This is a genomic window from Hahella sp. CCB-MM4, assembly GCF_002260525.1.
Taxonomy (GTDB): Bacteria; Pseudomonadota; Gammaproteobacteria; order Pseudomonadales; family Oleiphilaceae; genus Hahella.
This window is the reverse complement of record NZ_MRYI01000010.1, coordinates 115277-130658: the sequence shown is the minus strand read 5'-3', so window position 1 is coordinate 130658 and position 15382 is coordinate 115277. Positions and strand designations below refer to the sequence as shown.

Here is a 15382-nt window from a genome sequence, read left to right as displayed (position 1 = left end):
GGGTTGGCTTATATGGAGGTTAACGTATGGAGGGTGATTTCCGGCGGACAATTGAATCGTATGGGTATGATGGATGTACCAGCACCAACACTGGTATATCCCAGCATGCCTCCCCAGTGCCATGCCCCCTTTCCGACAAATCTCGGACAATCAGAATCAAGCGTGATAGGTATACCGCCCGGGAAGCAAATCTGCCCTCCGTGGGTGTGCCCACTCATCATGAAATGAAATCCCGCGTGGGCCGCCTGACGGAATATTTCGGGGGTATGGGACAACAGCATGGAAAACTGCTGCAGATTATTGTCTTCAGCCGCGGCCTGCAGATTGTCCACCCTGTAATAATGAGGGTCGTCCACTCCTGCCAACTGAATAGAGACGGATCGACGCTGTATGGATACCCCCTCATTCAGCAGCAGGCGGTATCCCATATCCTCCATGGCGGGCAGCATTCGGATGCTGTCATGATTCCCCAGAACCGCATAGACATCCCCTTTAAGTGCCGACTTGAGCCTCTTCAGCCCTTCCAATGCCCCATCGTGAGAGCCAAAGGTCTGGGCACGATAGTCTCCTGTCAGTACGCAGACATCATAGTCCACCTGACGGACCGCCCCGATAATTGAGCGGGTTATATCCTCATCCATATCCAGATGAAGGTCACTGAGATGAAGAATCCGATAACCATTGAATACCTCAGGAATCAATACATGCTGGACGCGATTTCTACGCAACTCGATATTGCAGGCATTGCGCCGCCCTTTCTCATATAGCCGCGTCATTTTCAGCGCGCAACGCATCAGGGTCTGAATGGAGTACCAGTTTTCAGGGTGGAAGAAATTCAGCCCCCCTCCCCCAAAGACTCTCTGGGCATGATCGTTTTCAATTCCCAGCCTTTGGCGCGCATGAACGACGCCAAGCCGACGCTCCAGGCGTGCCAGCAATCGAGACTCAGCATCAAGATACTCTGCTATAAGATTCACAGAATTCATGGCCTGCAGGGGAATTTATTGATTCATTATCTAAGTAATGTAGTTCTACGGGAACAACAAAGCCAGATCAACAATGCAAGACTATTCTACAGGATGTGATTCAACCCCCTGCCCAAAAGACACTAAAACCGTCATAATCGGGCGAAAAAATATAACGAGCGTGATGTAACGCCAGAAACAGTTTCAGCAGCAGGAGAAACAATGAAAGTTCTAGTCACCGGAGCAAACGGGCATATTGGTTCACATGTTGTCAGACTGCTCCTCGAACAGGATCATCAGGTCGTTGCTTTTGTACGCAAAGGATCGGACCTTCGTGGACTCGAAGGCCTGAGTCCGGAGTTTGCCTATGGCGATGTGATGGATAAGGAATCCGTCTCAAAAGCAGCCGAGGGCTGTGAGGCCATCATCCACATGGCAGCGGTATACAAAACGATCGCCAAAACGGCAGAAGAGATCGTCGAGCCGGCCATCCGCGGAGCTGAAAGTGTTTTTCATGCGGCCAAACTGCATGGAATCAAGCGCATTGTATACACCAGCTCGGTGGCATCTATCGGATTTTCTTACGACCCCAATGTGCTAAGGACCGGCAACGATTGGAATGAAGATGCTCACAACCCTTATTACGTCGCAAAAACCCAAAGTGAAAAAACCGCTCAGAAACTTGCCAGAGAGAATGACATCCATCTGGTGGTGATATGCCCCGCTATTGTTCTCGGTCCCAATGACTTCCGCATTACCCCATCCAACCAGATCATCATGGATTGGCTGAACGGTGTCGGCCAGACTTACAAAGGTGGACTGAATGTGGTGGATGTCCGGGACGTCGCTGCCGCCCATGTTGCCGCCCTGACCAGAGGGGAAAATTGCAAACGCTATGTGTTGGGAGGCGAAAATATTCTGGTCAAGGAGTTGGGCAATCGACTGAAGCTATTGACCGGTGTGAAGCCCATCCACCTGCCCACGGGACGAGGGATGACACTTGTCTTTGCCCGCGTAGTGGAAACACTCTGCAAATTGCTTCATGTGACACCGCCCTTTACCTATGATCTGGTTTACGAAGTCGTTGGACGTTATGCCTACTACGACACGACAGACACAACCAAAGAGCTGGGCATACATGCCCGCTATGCGGATGACATTCTCCCGGATACGGTTCACTGGCTTCTGACTCAAAACAGAATCAAACCGCGTATCGCCAGAAAAATCGAGCAGACGATGGGAAAACCATTGACGACCCAACAAGCGAGCAGTTAAGCATTTTCCTCCCTCATCGCTTTGCTTAATTTTTAAACACACCAAACACAAGATGTAGTGCCGGAGAATTTCCGGCACCGCTAACTACCAGCCTCTTTATTGGCAATAATATCCCTTCATTTACCTGCTCAATTTTCGTTCCCGGATAGTGAAACTCCGCGCCATTTATGACTTTCGGGAATGCTGCCAATTCGATCTTACTTCTCGCCATTCTGCACCAGTAAAATTTACTTAATAAGCACTTCACATCACAGGATATAGTGTTATACTTCTCAGAAATCGCCATATATTGGGTCACAAAGCAAATTGACTGGTAACAGCTAAGAACTACCAAGTCAATACCCAAAGTGACGAAATATTTATTTTTATGGCCGCATTTATCGATCGTGGTCCCCGGCGCCTCAGAGACGAATTAACTCGATACGCCGGAGCAATAATAAGAAAAGGAAGTGGGGTTACCAACACCTGTCGCACACGTATTGTGCACTAGATATTGTGGTCATCATTGTTCCGCTCAGGACGTTGACAGCAGTATTAGTCAGAAATGAGCACCAGAGGGTAAATCGCCGATACACAGGAGTCGGATGTCGGTCGTGATTTGGTGAAGCATACCAGTGGATTATCAGTGATCTGTCTCGGCAATACCGACGGCAGATATACAACATCAGGCCCAAGTTACCAATCGGCACCGCAGTACAGCGGAGGCCGTTTATGGCGAGGCCGTAGAAAAACGAAACTTATCGAGGGCTTAACCTTAAGCCATCAATTGAACAAGGGGATAGTATGAACGCTAAAGTCCAGCAACTTATTGCGCCCATAGACATGCAACCGGCATCCCAGGATATCTGGAACACCAAGTACCAGCTGAAAACAAAGTCTGGCGAGCCGGTAGATCAGGACATCCAGGGAACCTACACACGTGTAGCGGCTGCCCTGTCGTCTGTTGAAAAAGAAAATGTGCGCGAAAAAGTTCTGAATGACTTTGTATGGGCTCTGGAAAATGGCGCTATCCCGGCAGGACGGATTATGTCCAACGCCGGCGCAGAAGCACACAAACCAGCCACTTCCACGATTAACTGCACTGTTTCCGGCAGCATCATGGACTCCATGGATGACATCCTGCTGAAGAACCATGAAGCAGGACTAACGCTCAAAGCGGGCTGCGGTATTGGTTATGAGTTCTCCACCCTTCGTCCTAAAGGAGCCTACGTCGCTGGTGCTGGCGCGACAACTTCAGGCCCCCTCTCCTTCATGGACATCTTTGACCGGATGTGTTTTACCGTTTCCTCTGCGGGCGGTCGCCGCGGCGCCCAGATGGCGACCTTCGACGTTCACCACCCGGATGTATTCGATTTTATTCAAGCCAAGCGTGAAGATGGTCGTCTGCGTCAATTCAACCTTTCCCTGCTGATCACAGAAGATTTTATCCAGGCAGTCAAAGACGACGCCGACTGGAAACTCTCATTCCCGGTTACCCGCCAGGAAGCAGAATCTGAAGAACTTGACCTTTCCGACAGCACCCAGTTTGTTTACCGGGATTTTCCAGTCAAGAAAAGCTATGTGACTGACTCAACCGGACTGGTAGCCTGTCGCATTTACCGTACAGTTAAAGCCAGGGATATCTGGAACGCCATCATGACGTCCACCTATGATTTCGCTGAGCCTGGTTTCATCCTCATCGACAAAGTCAATGAAATGAACAACAACTGGTTCTGCGAGAACATTCGTGCAACCAACCCTTGTGGCGAGCAACCACTTCCCCCATATGGCAGCTGCCTGCTGGGCTCGGTTAACCTGACCAAGTTCGTTGAATACCCGTTCACGGAGAACGCGAAATTCAATTTCGAGAAATATCGTAAAGTTGTCGGCATTTTCACACGGATGCTGGATAACGTAGTGGAAATCAACGGCCTGCCACTGGAAGGCCAGCGCCACGAGATTCAATACAAGCGTCGCCATGGCATGGGCATTCTCGGCCTCGGTTCAACCCTGGCTATGCTGCGCATGCCTTACGGCTCTGAAGGTTCAGTGACGTTTACTGAAGAAGTCTGCCGCGAAATGGCCGTTGAAGGATGGCGCCAGGGCTTGGAACTGGCCAAAGAAAAAGGCCCGGCACCGATCATGAATGACGACTTTATCGTCAACGAGGAAATGTTGCGCCTGCGTCCTGAAATGGCTGATGACGGCTACAAAATTGGCGACAAAGTGAAGGGTCGTATTCTGCATGCAAAATACAGCCGTTACATGCAGCGTGTGGCCGCAGTCGATCCTAAATTGGTAGAAGCTCTGGGCAAAAAAGGGTCTCGCTTTACCCACCACACCTCCATTGCCCCCACCGGCACCATTTCCCTGTCGCTGGCGAACAATGCCAGTAACGGTATTGAGCCCAGCTTCGCCCATCACTATTCCCGCAATGTGATTCGTGAAGGCAAGAAAACCAAAGAGAAAATGGATGTTTTCTCCTATGAACTACTGGCTTACCGCCACCTGATCAATCCAAACGCCATGCCTTTCAGCGATGATCCTGAAGCACAGCTGCCGAGCTATTTCACCACCAGTGACGAAGTCACCCCCACTCAACACGTGGATATTCAAGCTGCGGCGCAGAAATGGGTAGACTCCTCAATTTCCAAAACAGCAAACGTGCCGACAGACTTCCCCTACCAGGAATTCAAAGACATTTATATGTACGCATACGAAAAGGGATTGAAAGGTTGCACGACTTTCCGCTTTAATCCCGAAGCATTCCAAGGTGTACTGGTCAAAGAAAAAGACCTGGAAAAAACCATTTACGAGTTTACGTTGGAAGACGGTTCCAAGGTAAAACTGAAAGGGAATGAAGAAGTCGAGTACGATGGAGAAGTGCATACGGCAGCCAATCTGTTTGATGCACTAAAAGAGGGCACATACGGCAAATATTAAGCGCCGATTGTCTACAGTGTTCAATAAGAGGGCATTTCTCTTCAATGCCCTCTTCAGAAAAGGTTATTAACATGGCTGTCAAAATTGAAAAGAAAATCGTTGGCTACAACGTAATGAAACCGGAAGATGCTGCCGCCGCCCAACAGCCGGCCAGCACCGAACCCAAACCGGTTGAAATGAATGAAAACATTGCCCGTCCGGACTTTTTGCTGGGTACGACCTACAAAATCAAGCCACCGGTGTCGGAGCATGCATTCTATATCACCATTAACGACATTATTTTGAACGAAGGCACTGACCACGAAACCCGTCAGCCTTATGAGATATTTATTAATTCGAAGTCAATGGAACATTTTCAGTGGGTCATTGCTCTGACAAGGGTTATTTCAGCTGTCTTCCGTAAGGGTGGTGATATTGCCTTCCTGTTGGAAGAACTACTTTCAGTTCACGATCCCAACGGTGGCTACTACAAGAAAGGCGGTGTATTTGTCCCTTCTTTGGTAGCAGAAATCGGCGCTGTGATTGAGAAGCACATGAAGGCTTTGGGCATCATTGAATCCGAGGAACTAAGCGACGCCCATAAGCGAATGCTGGCAGAAAAGCGCGCAGACTATGAGTCCCGCCAGAAGGCGGCTAATGGTGAAAGCAACAGCAGCGAAGGAAGCGCCTTTCCTGCAAACGCCACCATGTGTAAGAAATGCTCGCAAAAGGCCGTCATCCTGATGGATGGATGTCAAACCTGTTTGAATTGCGGCGATAGTAAGTGCGGATAATTTTTTGCATTTGAATTGACGAAAAAGGAGGCTTAGCCTCCTTTTTTTATGGTATATATGGCGCCACCGGAATTCGGGTCTTCTTGTACAGGAAACCCAACCGTACTGAAATCAGCAATATACACTTATACCCCAGTCACCAACCTCTTGCTGGATTGCGCTCACTGGCCTGGTAATTGCAGAATGAGCAGTACGACAATAATTAGAGTTGTAAGAATCAAGGAGTTTACATGATTAGAAAGTGTCTCTTCCCTGTCGCAGGATATGGAACCCGCTTTTTACCTGCTACTAAGGCTATGCCCAAGGAAATGCTGCCACTGGTGAACAAGCCCCTGGTTCAATACGGCGTAGAGGAAGCTGTCGCAGCCGGCATGAACAATTTCAGCTTTGTTACCGGCCGGGGCAAACGGGCAATCGCAGATCATTTTGATATTTCATATGAGCTGGAAACCCAGATCAAAGGTACCGGCAAAGAAGAGCTACTCACATCGATACGCAGCCTGATCGACAACAACAAGTTCTCTTTCACCAGACAAAATGAAATGAAAGGACTTGGACATGCCATCCTATCCGGCCAAACTTTGATTGGCGACGAGCCTTTCGCCGTTGTATTGGCAGATGACCTGTGCGTTGTAGAGAACGGCCAGGATAGCGTGCTGGCACAGATGTCCAAACTATATAATCAGTTCCGCTGCAGTATCGTTGCCATCCAGGAAGTCCCGATGGATGAGGTTCACAAGTACGGAGTTATTGCCGGCGAACCAATGAAAGAAGGCCTTTTCCGGGTTACCGACATGGTTGAGAAACCACCTGCCGACAAAGCGCCAAGTAACTACGCCATTATCGGCCGTTATATTCTGACTCCGGATATTTTTGACATCATTCGCGATACAGAACCAGGTAAAAATGGGGAAGTACAGATCACGGACGCGCTACTTAAGCAGGCTAAAGACGGATGTGTTCTGGCCTATAAATTTAAAGGGCGCAGATTTGATTGCGGCAGCATCGATGGATTTGTTGAAGCAACCAACTACGTTTACGAGAATTACTACAAGAAAGGACAGCTTTAAGCCTGAGCTTTTCATCTGGGCCAGCAACACTGGCCCAGTCATCTCTCTAATTCTTTAAACGGCACCATCCTTTCACTGCCCACATTGAAATATCGTGCACCTGAATATCTGAGCATTAAGTCCTTGGCAACATTTGCATGATGAACTGCCTCCGCTCCTCGTCACATTCCCTGAAGCGACGCAACAACTCTCTTTCCCTTTCATCAGGCAACGAATGGTCCAGAGCCTCATCCAACTCATTGATGGCTGAATACAAATCCCCTTCTTCCTCGGCACCAAAGCCCGGCAAAACCAACTGCGGAGTGAACTTGTTACTCTGATCGAAGTCGAGAAAGCTATCCAGCGCGACTCCTGTTTTGAAACACAGGTCCAGCAAATTATCCAGAGTCGGAAAACAGCGATGTGCATCAGAAGGTGCTTCCCACCCTTTGACCACGGACTCATCCACCATACAGAAGGTGGCAACATCTTCCGTCGTCAGTTTCTTTTTCTGGCGTAATTCGCGCAAGCGCTGGTTGAATGAACGAAGATACTTCATGCAGAAGGCTCCAGCCGATAGAAGTTGGTATCCTGGCACTAAGAAAAAGGGCTAACTAAGCTACAGTGAGGACCTTTTCAACCACAATAGAATCGACACAACAATAACAGAATCAGTGGAGATTTCGAAGAAAATACAAAGGAAGGAAAAAGGAGTTTGGTAGGACCGACCAGATTCGAACTGGTGACCTCCACGATGTCAACGTGGCGCTCTAACCAACTGAGCTACGGTCCTAAGATTGAGACGACGTCTCAAGAGGCTGCGTAAGATAGCAAAGAAGCTTGGGCGGTTCAAGCGTTTTTTGTGTTTGGAATCCAAGCCCTGATGTATAGTCGTCAAAGGAGCAAACGCTCTTCAATGCGACCCTATCATCGAAAGAAAACTTGATCAGATTCCCAATCCGGAAAACGCCAAATATTCCACCAGATCCCCTTGCTCAAACGTCCTGCCTGGCGGAATGACTGCAAAACCCTCGGCCCAGGTAGCAGATGAGAGAACACCGGAGCTTTGATTGGGATGAGGCTCCAACGAGAGCCCACCATCCCTTTCCACTACCCGAACTCTCATGTATTCCTGTCGCAGGCCTGCCTTGCTAACAGAAAACCCCACCGGCAACATCACCTTTGCAGCACTTTGGACTTCCCTGCCTTGCAGCTTTTCAATAAACGGCCGGGCAATAATCGAAAAAGTGACAAATACGGCGGATGGATTCCCCGGCAGCCCTAAAAATGGCTTCCCGGCGACATTCCCAAAGGCCAGCGGCTTTCCAGGCTTAATCGCCAACCGCCATAGATCCAGCTGCCCCAAGTGTTCGACGGCAGCTTTCACGTGGTCTTCTTCACCGACAGACACTCCGCCGCTACTAAGAATAAGATCAGCCTGCCCAGCTGCAGTTGATAGAGCCTCAACCGTGGCCTGGTAATCATCGGGCACGATTCCCAGATCAAGAATGTCGCACCCCAGGCGCTTCAATAAAGCCACCATGGTATATCGGTTGGAGTTGAATATTTTACCCGGTGCTGCGGGTTCACCCGGCTCAATCAACTCATCACCGGTAGACAATACTGCCACTTTCAAGCGGCGCCGACAGGAAACCTCTCCAATACCCACAGATGCCAAGAGCCCAAGATCCTGTGGCTGGAGTTTGCGACCTGACTCAAGCACCATTTGCCCGGAACGAACATCCTGCCCTGCCTTGCGGACATTTTGGCCTTCAGGGATATCCGGCGGCAGGGTTACCCGATCACCATCCACCTGACAGCTTTCCTGCATAACCACGGCAGCGCCGCCTTGCGGCACCTCTGCACCGGTAAAAATACGAGCCGCAGTTCCCTGCTGCAATTCTAAAGGGACTGTACCGGCAGGAATGCGCTGGGACACAGACAACTCTTGCGGCTGCCCTACCCCAACGGATCCAGCACCCACCACATAACCATCTACCGCACTATTGTCATATGGCGGAACATCCACATTTGAATAGACATGCTCAGCTAAAATTCGATCCAGTGCATCGTACAGAACCACCTTTTCCCCATCGTTTACCGAAACGGCGGTTCTCAACAGGTATTCAAGGGCCTGCTCTACAGGCATTAAATTTGCGCTGGGATGCGTCATGATCTTGGCCCGCAATCCGGTTTAACATCGCCTGGGCTATTCACCTTGTCCACAGACTCGGTTGATAGAATTCCCACAAAATTGCACGGCCGATGACGTGCATCCAGCTGTTCGCGGATAATCTTATTCCAGGCTGTCTTACAGGCATTTGTAGATCCGGGCATACCGAAGATCAGAGTGGCATTTGCTAATCCTGCAAATGCCCGGGACTGTATGGTTGAGGTACCGATTTCATCATAGGAAACAGACCTGAACAATTCGCCGAATCCTTCTACCAGCTTATCAAGCAAAGGGATTACCGCCTCTGGCGTGCTATCCCTCAACGTGAACCCGGTACCGCCGGTAATCAGAACAACCTGCACAGCAGCATCTGCAATCCAGGCAGACACAACAGCCCGCATGACGTAGACATCATCAGGAATCAACTGACGATCAACAATTTTGTGACCTGCCGACTCCACTCCGTCCACCAAGGCCTGTCCGGAAGTATCATTCTCCGTTGTACGGGTATCAGAGACAGTGAGTACTGCAATGTTTAACGGGATAAATTCTGTAGACTTGTGCTGTGCCATGCTGTTTCTCATTAATACCAAGCCGGTGATCAGCCGCCCGATTTACTCAGGCCTTCTTCTTACAGCCGACTCTCTATACCCGACTTCTGCTATATCGTGCTTCTACTATACCGTGCTTCTGCTATATCGGACTTCTGAATAGCTGACTGCGATAAACCCAAAACTGTATCAGGACTTAACATAGACGTAGGGAGCATCCAGTTGCTCAGAACTCGTCTTAGTGACTTCCAGGTCTTTAATCAAACCATCTTTCAGTCCATACACCCAGCCGTGCACTGCCAGGAACTGGCCACGATGCCAGGCATTTTGCACAATACTTGTACAACATACGTTCTGAACCTGCTGAATCACGTTCAGCTCACAGAGGCGATCAACTCTTTCCGTCTCTGTCGGCAGAGCATCAATTTCCCCCTTGTTCAGAGAGTAGACATCTTTGATATGGCGCAGCCAGTTATCGATCATGCCAAACTGCTTATTCTGCAACGCAGCTTTCACCCCCCCACATCCGTAGTGGCCGGTCACAGTAATATGACGAACCTTCAGGACCTCAACAGCAAACTGTAAGACTGAGAGACAATTCAGGTCCGAGTGAACCACCACATTGGCAACATTTCGATGAACGAATACCTCACCCGGCATCACCCCGACGACTTCATTGGCCGGCACCCGGCTGTCAGAGCATCCTATCCACAAAAAGGTGGGAGCCTGCTGTTTTTCCAGTGTTGGGAAAAAATCCGGCTGCTCGCGGCGAATTCTTTCCGACCAGGTTTTATTGTTCTCTATCAGACGTTTGACTTCTTCCACAATATCTCCTGAGCACTTTTTAACGATTGATTAGCAGACTGATTTCGTCAGACTTTATAGTAATCCCGATACCAATCCACAAATTTGGCAATACCTTCCTCAACTGTGGTAGAAGGCTTATATCCCACATCATCAATTAAAGCCTGGACATCAGCATAAGTGGCCGGCACATCTCCGGGCTGCATAGGCAATAGATTCCGCTCAGCTTTTCTACCCAGACACTCTTCCAGAATTTCTATATAGCGGGAAAGTTCGACTGGATTATTACTTCCGATGTTATAGATCCGATAAGGCGCTTTGCCGGTACCAGGATCAGGCTGCATACCACTCCACTGGTCATTTGCGGTTGCCACATGATCCAGCGTTCGGATGACCCCCTCGACAATATCATCAACATAAGTGAAGTCTCTTTTATGCTTCCCATAGTTGAAAACGTCGATGGGTTCACCGGCAAGGATCTTACGGGTAAATATGAACAAAGCCATGTCCGGCCTGCCCCACGGACCGTATACGGTAAAAAACCGTAATCCCGTTGTAGGCAACCCGTACAAGGAGCTATAGGTGTGGGACATCAGCTCATTGGCTTTTTTTGTAGCAGCATAGAGGCTGAGCGGGTGATCGACATTATCATGGACCGAGAACGGCATTGACTCGTTGGCACCATATACCGAGCTACTTGAGGCATATACCAGATGCTCCACCTGATGGTGTCGACAGCCTTCGAGAATATTCATATGCCCGACCAGGTTAGCATCCACATAGGCATGAGGATTTTCCAGCGAGTATCGCACACCTGCCTGAGCCGCAAGATGCACCACACGATCAGGTTTATGCTTGGCAAATAACGCCTCCATCCCCTCGCGATCAGCAATATCGAGCCGAACATCCGTAAATCCAGACTTTGGAGTTAATCGGGCCAGACGGGCTTCTTTCAGGGATACTTCGTAGTAGTCATTAAGATTGTCTACCCCAATGACTTCATCCCCACGGTCCAGCAAGCGATGCGCGACATGGGAACCAATAAAGCCTGCTGTTCCCGTAACCAAAACTTTCATATGCGAATTCCCGTTAACAAATGATTCCACTTTTTCTGCCGCGATTAGTCCTTAGCTTAAAAGTGGACGCTGATTCCAAGGTATGGACCCCCAACAGACAAATCCGCCGAGATGTCATTGATATCATCCAGATCCACACTGATTTTACGATAACCGGCTTCCACTCCGACCACCGCTATTTCGTAATTTATACGGGCATTAACATCAACCAGCCGATTGTCATCATATTTCAGCCCGGCCACGTTCACTCCGGCACTCAGTCCAGTCAGTGGTAGATCAACGCCAATACCACCATATAACATGGGCACCACTTCATCGATGTCAGTGGTTGATTCACTCTTGGTCCCGGAGGTCTCACGAATCACCACTTCACCATCAAACATTCTTGCCTGCAAACCGAGATCCAGATTCACGACATTGTCGAGCACTCTCCAGTATGCAATCAGATCCGTGTGGGTCAGATCCACATCAGAGGCGACATCACCGGTAAAGGTAACATTATCAAATGTCTTGGTTAACGTACCATTGGCAGACTGGCTCAACTCTGTGTACTGGAGTTTCAGATTCGGCAACCCGGGAACAGGATGCTCAAATGCAACATACGCCTGAACGAACGTATCATCGTCGAACCCCAGCTCATCCTTAACATCTACGGATTCCGGGCCAGACTGGACATCACCAGTTAAGCCTGCATTCCAGGCACTGACTCCAGCAAAGAAACCGAGAGAATCCGCATGAGCTCCCATACTGACAACACCAGCAAGAATGCCCGTCAACAAAGTCTTATTTAATCCACTTTTTACCATCGATTCGCTCCAAAGTTTGTGATGTCTGGGCTACTAAAAGGTCATTCCCAGACGTTTACCCACTTCTTCGTAGTACTCAATAACATTGCCCAGATCCTGACGAAAACGGTCTTTATCCATTTTCTCTCCGGTTTCCGCGTCCCAGATTCGACATCCATCCGGGCTGAATTCATCCCCCAGAACAACTTCACCCTGGAAGGAACCAAACTCAAGTTTGTAGTCCACCAGTGTCATCCCGGCTTCAGCAAACATAGCCTTAAGCACATCGTTCACCTTGAAGGTCAACTCCTTCATCCGGTCCAGTTGTTCCTGGGTCGCCCACCCGAATGCCAATGCATGGTATTCATTGATCATGGGGTCATGGAGTTCGTCATTCTTAAGAAATAATTCAAAGGTAGGAGGAGTCAGAGCCAAGCCTTCTTTGATCCCCAGGCGACGACACAAACTGCCGGCAGCCACATTCCGAACAACACATTCCACCGGGATCATTTTGAGATTCTTAACCAGGGATTCGTTATCTGAAAGCAACTTTTCAAAGTGAACCGGCACTCCGGCAGCACTGAGTTTTTCCATAATGAACGCATTAAACTTGTTGTTCACCATACCTTTGCGAGATAACTGCGCTTTCTTAACCCCATCAAATGCTGAGGTATCATCGCGGAACTCCATAATGAACCGATCAGCGTCGTCGGTTTTGTAAATGGATTTTGCTTTACCAGAATAAAGCTCTTCGCGCTTTTGCATGGGGGCATTCTCCAAAAAGAATAGTCTGTAGAACAGATTGGCGTGGTATTCCCACAAAGTTAATAGACTTCGGACCAACCAGACCTGGCTGATCCGCAATATTCATTTCCAGGCACAAACAATAGAAATCCTGAATAGCCAACCGGTTATTTCCCGCACCGGAGCCATGCATCATCAGGACAAGTGATCAAGCAACTGATTCAGCAAACGAACCTGATCCTGATCATCAACATCAGCCTGCGTTGGTAGTGACTCAATATGGATTCCATCAGCTTCCTGCTTCAGCTCAATGCGGAAGTTAAAACGATCAGACAACAAGTCTTCGTCATCCCCCTTCAGCCAGCCGAAGAACCCTCCGGATTTCTTATCCTCATCTTTACCGTAGCGAACGAAATACGAGCCTTCGCTACGATTCAGGTCAATCACCGGAACATGAGCCTTATCCAAGGCTTCACCTACCGCAAACCAGGCCCGCTCAAAATCAAGCTTTACACGGATAAAAGGGGTTTCTCCGGTTTCATTGACCAGAGCAAGCTTTTCCTCGCCACCAATATTCTGGGCCACCAGAGAGTAGCTTTCCAGTGATTCGGCATTATCATCCAGATAGCTTTTAATCCCGGTGAGCAACGCCTGTTGCGTATCAGCGCCCAACTCCGAAAACAGCACAGGTGAAACCCGAATCTCAGAGCTGCGTCGTTTTAACCCTTGCTGAACATAGATATGCAGCATCACCTCTCCGTCGCGGACAAATGACTGCAGGCCGTTATTGGTAATAAAGTCCGCCGCTTTCAAGGAGGTATTGGGGAGTAGGACCTGCATATTTCCTGCCGAAGTATTCACTTCTCTTACTTCCGCACCCTGGGATTCCCAATAGTTTTTCAATGCAGGCCAGATTTTTCCGGGCGCTTCGCTGGCAAGCAACCAAGTCTCTGAATCCGTGGATTTCACCACAAATTGCTCCAACGTGATTTCAAGCCCTGGCTCCGGCGGGGGGGGAACCTGAAACTCCTCAGTAGCCACAAAGCCCTGATCCGCTTCAGGTATCGGATATCGATCCTTCAGACGCCTGGTCGAGTACCATTCCGGCACTACCAGCGGCTCTCCTTTGTTGGCAGTCATATACTGATCGGTTCTATCTTCGATAAGACCGCAACCGGAGGTGGCCAGAACAGCCACTCCGCAAAGAACATAAATAATTCGCATGGATTTCACATCAACCATGTAAGCGCCTGAGGCTGAATATTGTATTAATCAATGGACCACTTATCAGTCAGAGGCATCCAACACTTTTAGCGCGGCTCTCACAGTATCATGGTATTGCGCGTCCAACTCCGTCAGAGGCAGACGTATTCCCTTCTTGATCAGCCCCATCTCAGCCAACGCCCACTTAACCGGAATCGGGTTGGATTCGAGGAACAGCGCATTATGCAAAGGCATCAGTTTGGCTTGAAGAGCCTGCGCAGCTTCGCGCTCCCCATTCAATGCCATTTCACAAAGCATCGACATCTGTTTGGGGGCAACGTTGGCAGTCACGGAAATGTTGCCTTTACCGCCGGCCAAAATGAGATCTACTGCTGTACCATCGTCGCCGGAGTATACGGCGAAGTCCGGACCAACCGCTTCGATCAGTGCACGACCACGGGGAATATCTCCCGTAGCATCTTTTATCCCAACGATATTGGGAATTTGCGCTAGCCGACAGACAGTGCTGTTGAGCATATCGCAAGCAGTTCGACCTGGAACGTTGTACAAAATCTGTGGGATATCAACAGACTCGGCCAGTAACTTGTAGTGCCTGTAAAGGCCTTCCTGGGTAGGCTTGTTGTAATACGGAGTGACCAGCAGACATGCATCGGCTCCGGCCTTTTTGGCCTGTTCAGTCAGATGCAATGCTTCCTGGGTGGAGTTGGCTCCGGTTCCGGCAATCACCGGAATACGTTTGGCGACGTAATTGACAACATGTTTAAGAACCGCTTCGTGCTCTTCAAAGTCCAGGGTTGCAGACTCACCGGAAGTCCCAACGGCGACAATGCCGTGAGTACCATTATCTATATGGAAGTCCAGCAGACAATCGAGAGACTCCCAATCAATGCTACCGTCTTCATGCATTGGTGTCGCCAAAGCCACCAAGCTGCCTGTAATCATGTCTTACTCCACAAGAGACTCACATTCTCCGGTATCGGAGAATGGATTTAGATGTATGAAAAATCGACCCACTATGGTACTCATCGCCCCTGACCTTCA

The 15382-nt window shown here is 49.3% G+C and carries 14 protein-coding genes and 1 tRNA gene; 4 read left to right on the top strand and 11 right to left on the bottom strand.

Features of this window, described 5'->3' with window-relative positions; all coding sequences use genetic code 11:
• Positions 1-8: 8 nt before the first annotated feature.
• Positions 9-986 carry a metallophosphoesterase gene (locus BTA51_RS17360; protein ID WP_094709502.1) on the bottom strand — a complete coding sequence of 326 codons (978 nt, stop codon included), beginning with the start codon at positions 984-986 and terminating at the stop codon, positions 9-11.
• 201 nt (positions 987-1187) lie between these two features.
• On the opposite strand from BTA51_RS17360, the gene BTA51_RS17355 reads away from it, so the two are divergent.
• From BTA51_RS17355 to galU, 4 genes are all read left to right on the top strand, one after another.
• Positions 1188-2240 (top strand): NAD-dependent epimerase/dehydratase family protein, encoded by a 1053-nt coding sequence (locus BTA51_RS17355; protein ID WP_094709500.1) that lies wholly within the window; start codon positions 1188-1190, stop codon positions 2238-2240.
• A 783-nt stretch (positions 2241-3023) separates the two neighbouring features.
• A complete protein-coding gene (locus tag BTA51_RS17345; RefSeq protein WP_094709496.1) occupies positions 3024-5162 on the top strand; it encodes an adenosylcobalamin-dependent ribonucleoside-diphosphate reductase in 2139 nt (712 codons plus the stop codon).
• 71 nt (positions 5163-5233) lie between these two features.
• A complete protein-coding gene (locus BTA51_RS17340) occupies positions 5234-5935 on the top strand; it encodes an NrdJb (RefSeq protein ID WP_094709494.1) in 702 nt (233 codons plus the stop codon).
• A gap of 230 nt (positions 5936-6165) precedes the next feature.
• Positions 6166-7005 carry a UTP--glucose-1-phosphate uridylyltransferase GalU gene (gene galU / locus BTA51_RS17335; RefSeq protein ID WP_094709492.1) on the top strand — a complete coding sequence of 280 codons (840 nt, stop codon included), beginning with the start codon at positions 6166-6168 and terminating at the stop codon, positions 7003-7005.
• 115 nt (positions 7006-7120) lie between these two features.
• Here the strand turns inward: galU and BTA51_RS17330 are convergent, their stop codons facing one another.
• The 10 genes from BTA51_RS17330 to dapA all read right to left on the bottom strand — a co-directional run bounded on the left by BTA51_RS17330 (position 7121) and on the right by dapA (position 15283).
• Entirely contained in the window at positions 7121-7543 is a 423-nt protein-coding gene (locus tag BTA51_RS17330; protein WP_094709490.1) for a helix-turn-helix domain-containing protein, read from the bottom strand.
• Positions 7544-7700: 157 nt separating this feature from the next.
• A tRNA-Val gene (locus tag BTA51_RS17325) sits at positions 7701-7777 on the bottom strand.
• A 153-nt stretch (positions 7778-7930) separates the two neighbouring features.
• On the bottom strand, positions 7931-9157 hold the full coding sequence (gene glp, locus BTA51_RS17320; protein WP_094709488.1) for a gephyrin-like molybdotransferase Glp: 1227 nt from the start codon (positions 9155-9157) through the stop codon (positions 7931-7933).
• A complete protein-coding gene (gene moaB, locus BTA51_RS17315) occupies positions 9154-9729 on the bottom strand; it encodes a molybdenum cofactor biosynthesis protein B (RefSeq protein WP_094709486.1) in 576 nt (191 codons plus the stop codon). The genes glp and moaB overlap by 4 nt, the downstream gene beginning before the upstream one ends.
• A 168-nt stretch (positions 9730-9897) precedes the next feature.
• Complete coding sequence (gene can, locus BTA51_RS17310) at positions 9898-10533, bottom strand: carbonate dehydratase (RefSeq protein WP_094709484.1); 636 nt, start codon at positions 10531-10533, stop codon at positions 9898-9900.
• Between the two features lie 47 nt (positions 10534-10580).
• Positions 10581-11588, bottom strand: a complete 1008-nt coding sequence (locus tag BTA51_RS17305; protein ID WP_094709482.1) for an NAD-dependent epimerase — start codon at positions 11586-11588, stop codon at positions 10581-10583.
• Positions 11589-11644: 56 nt separating this feature from the next.
• On the bottom strand, positions 11645-12394 hold the full coding sequence (locus BTA51_RS17300) for a TIGR04219 family outer membrane beta-barrel protein (protein WP_094709480.1): 750 nt from the start codon (positions 12392-12394) through the stop codon (positions 11645-11647).
• Positions 12395-12427: 33 nt separating this feature from the next.
• Positions 12428-13138 (bottom strand): phosphoribosylaminoimidazolesuccinocarboxamide synthase, encoded by a 711-nt coding sequence (gene purC, locus BTA51_RS17295; protein ID WP_094709659.1) that lies wholly within the window; start codon positions 13136-13138, stop codon positions 12428-12430.
• Positions 13139-13312: 174 nt separating this feature from the next.
• Positions 13313-14359, bottom strand: coding sequence for an outer membrane protein assembly factor BamC (gene bamC / locus BTA51_RS17290; RefSeq protein WP_094709478.1), 1047 nt, complete (start codon positions 14357-14359; stop codon positions 13313-13315).
• Positions 14360-14404: 45 nt separating this feature from the next.
• Positions 14405-15283: a 4-hydroxy-tetrahydrodipicolinate synthase gene (gene dapA / locus BTA51_RS17285; protein ID WP_094709476.1), complete on the bottom strand. Its 879-nt coding sequence runs from the start codon at positions 15281-15283 to the stop codon at positions 14405-14407.
• Positions 15284-15382: the final 99 nt, after the last annotated feature.

Excerpts from the sequence above, each read along its gene's own strand:
- BTA51_RS17360 (WP_094709502.1), bottom strand. The coding sequence starts at position 986 with ATGAATTCTGTGAATCTTATAGCAGAGTATCTTGATGCTGAGTCTCGA.
- BTA51_RS17355 (WP_094709500.1), top strand. The coding sequence starts at position 1,188 with ATGAAAGTTCTAGTCACCGGAGCAAACGGGCATATTGGTTCACATGTT.
- BTA51_RS17345 (WP_094709496.1), top strand. The coding sequence starts at position 3,024 with ATGAACGCTAAAGTCCAGCAACTTATTGCGCCCATAGACATGCAACCG.
- BTA51_RS17340 (WP_094709494.1), top strand. The coding sequence starts at position 5,234 with ATGGCTGTCAAAATTGAAAAGAAAATCGTTGGCTACAACGTAATGAAA.
- galU (WP_094709492.1), top strand. The coding sequence starts at position 6,166 with ATGATTAGAAAGTGTCTCTTCCCTGTCGCAGGATATGGAACCCGCTTT.
- BTA51_RS17330 (WP_094709490.1), bottom strand. The coding sequence starts at position 7,543 with ATGAAGTATCTTCGTTCATTCAACCAGCGCTTGCGCGAATTACGCCAG.
- glp (WP_094709488.1), bottom strand. The coding sequence starts at position 9,157 with ATGACGCATCCCAGCGCAAATTTAATGCCTGTAGAGCAGGCCCTTGAA.
- moaB (WP_094709486.1), bottom strand. The coding sequence starts at position 9,729 with ATGGCACAGCACAAGTCTACAGAATTTATCCCGTTAAACATTGCAGTA.
- BTA51_RS17305 (WP_094709482.1), bottom strand. The coding sequence starts at position 11,588 with ATGAAAGTTTTGGTTACGGGAACAGCAGGCTTTATTGGTTCCCATGTC.
- BTA51_RS17300 (WP_094709480.1), bottom strand. The coding sequence starts at position 12,394 with ATGGTAAAAAGTGGATTAAATAAGACTTTGTTGACGGGCATTCTTGCT.
- purC (WP_094709659.1), bottom strand. The coding sequence starts at position 13,138 with ATGCAAAAGCGCGAAGAGCTTTATTCTGGTAAAGCAAAATCCATTTAC.
- bamC (WP_094709478.1), bottom strand. The coding sequence starts at position 14,359 with ATGGTTGATGTGAAATCCATGCGAATTATTTATGTTCTTTGCGGAGTG.
- dapA (WP_094709476.1), bottom strand. The coding sequence starts at position 15,283 with ATGATTACAGGCAGCTTGGTGGCTTTGGCGACACCAATGCATGAAGAC.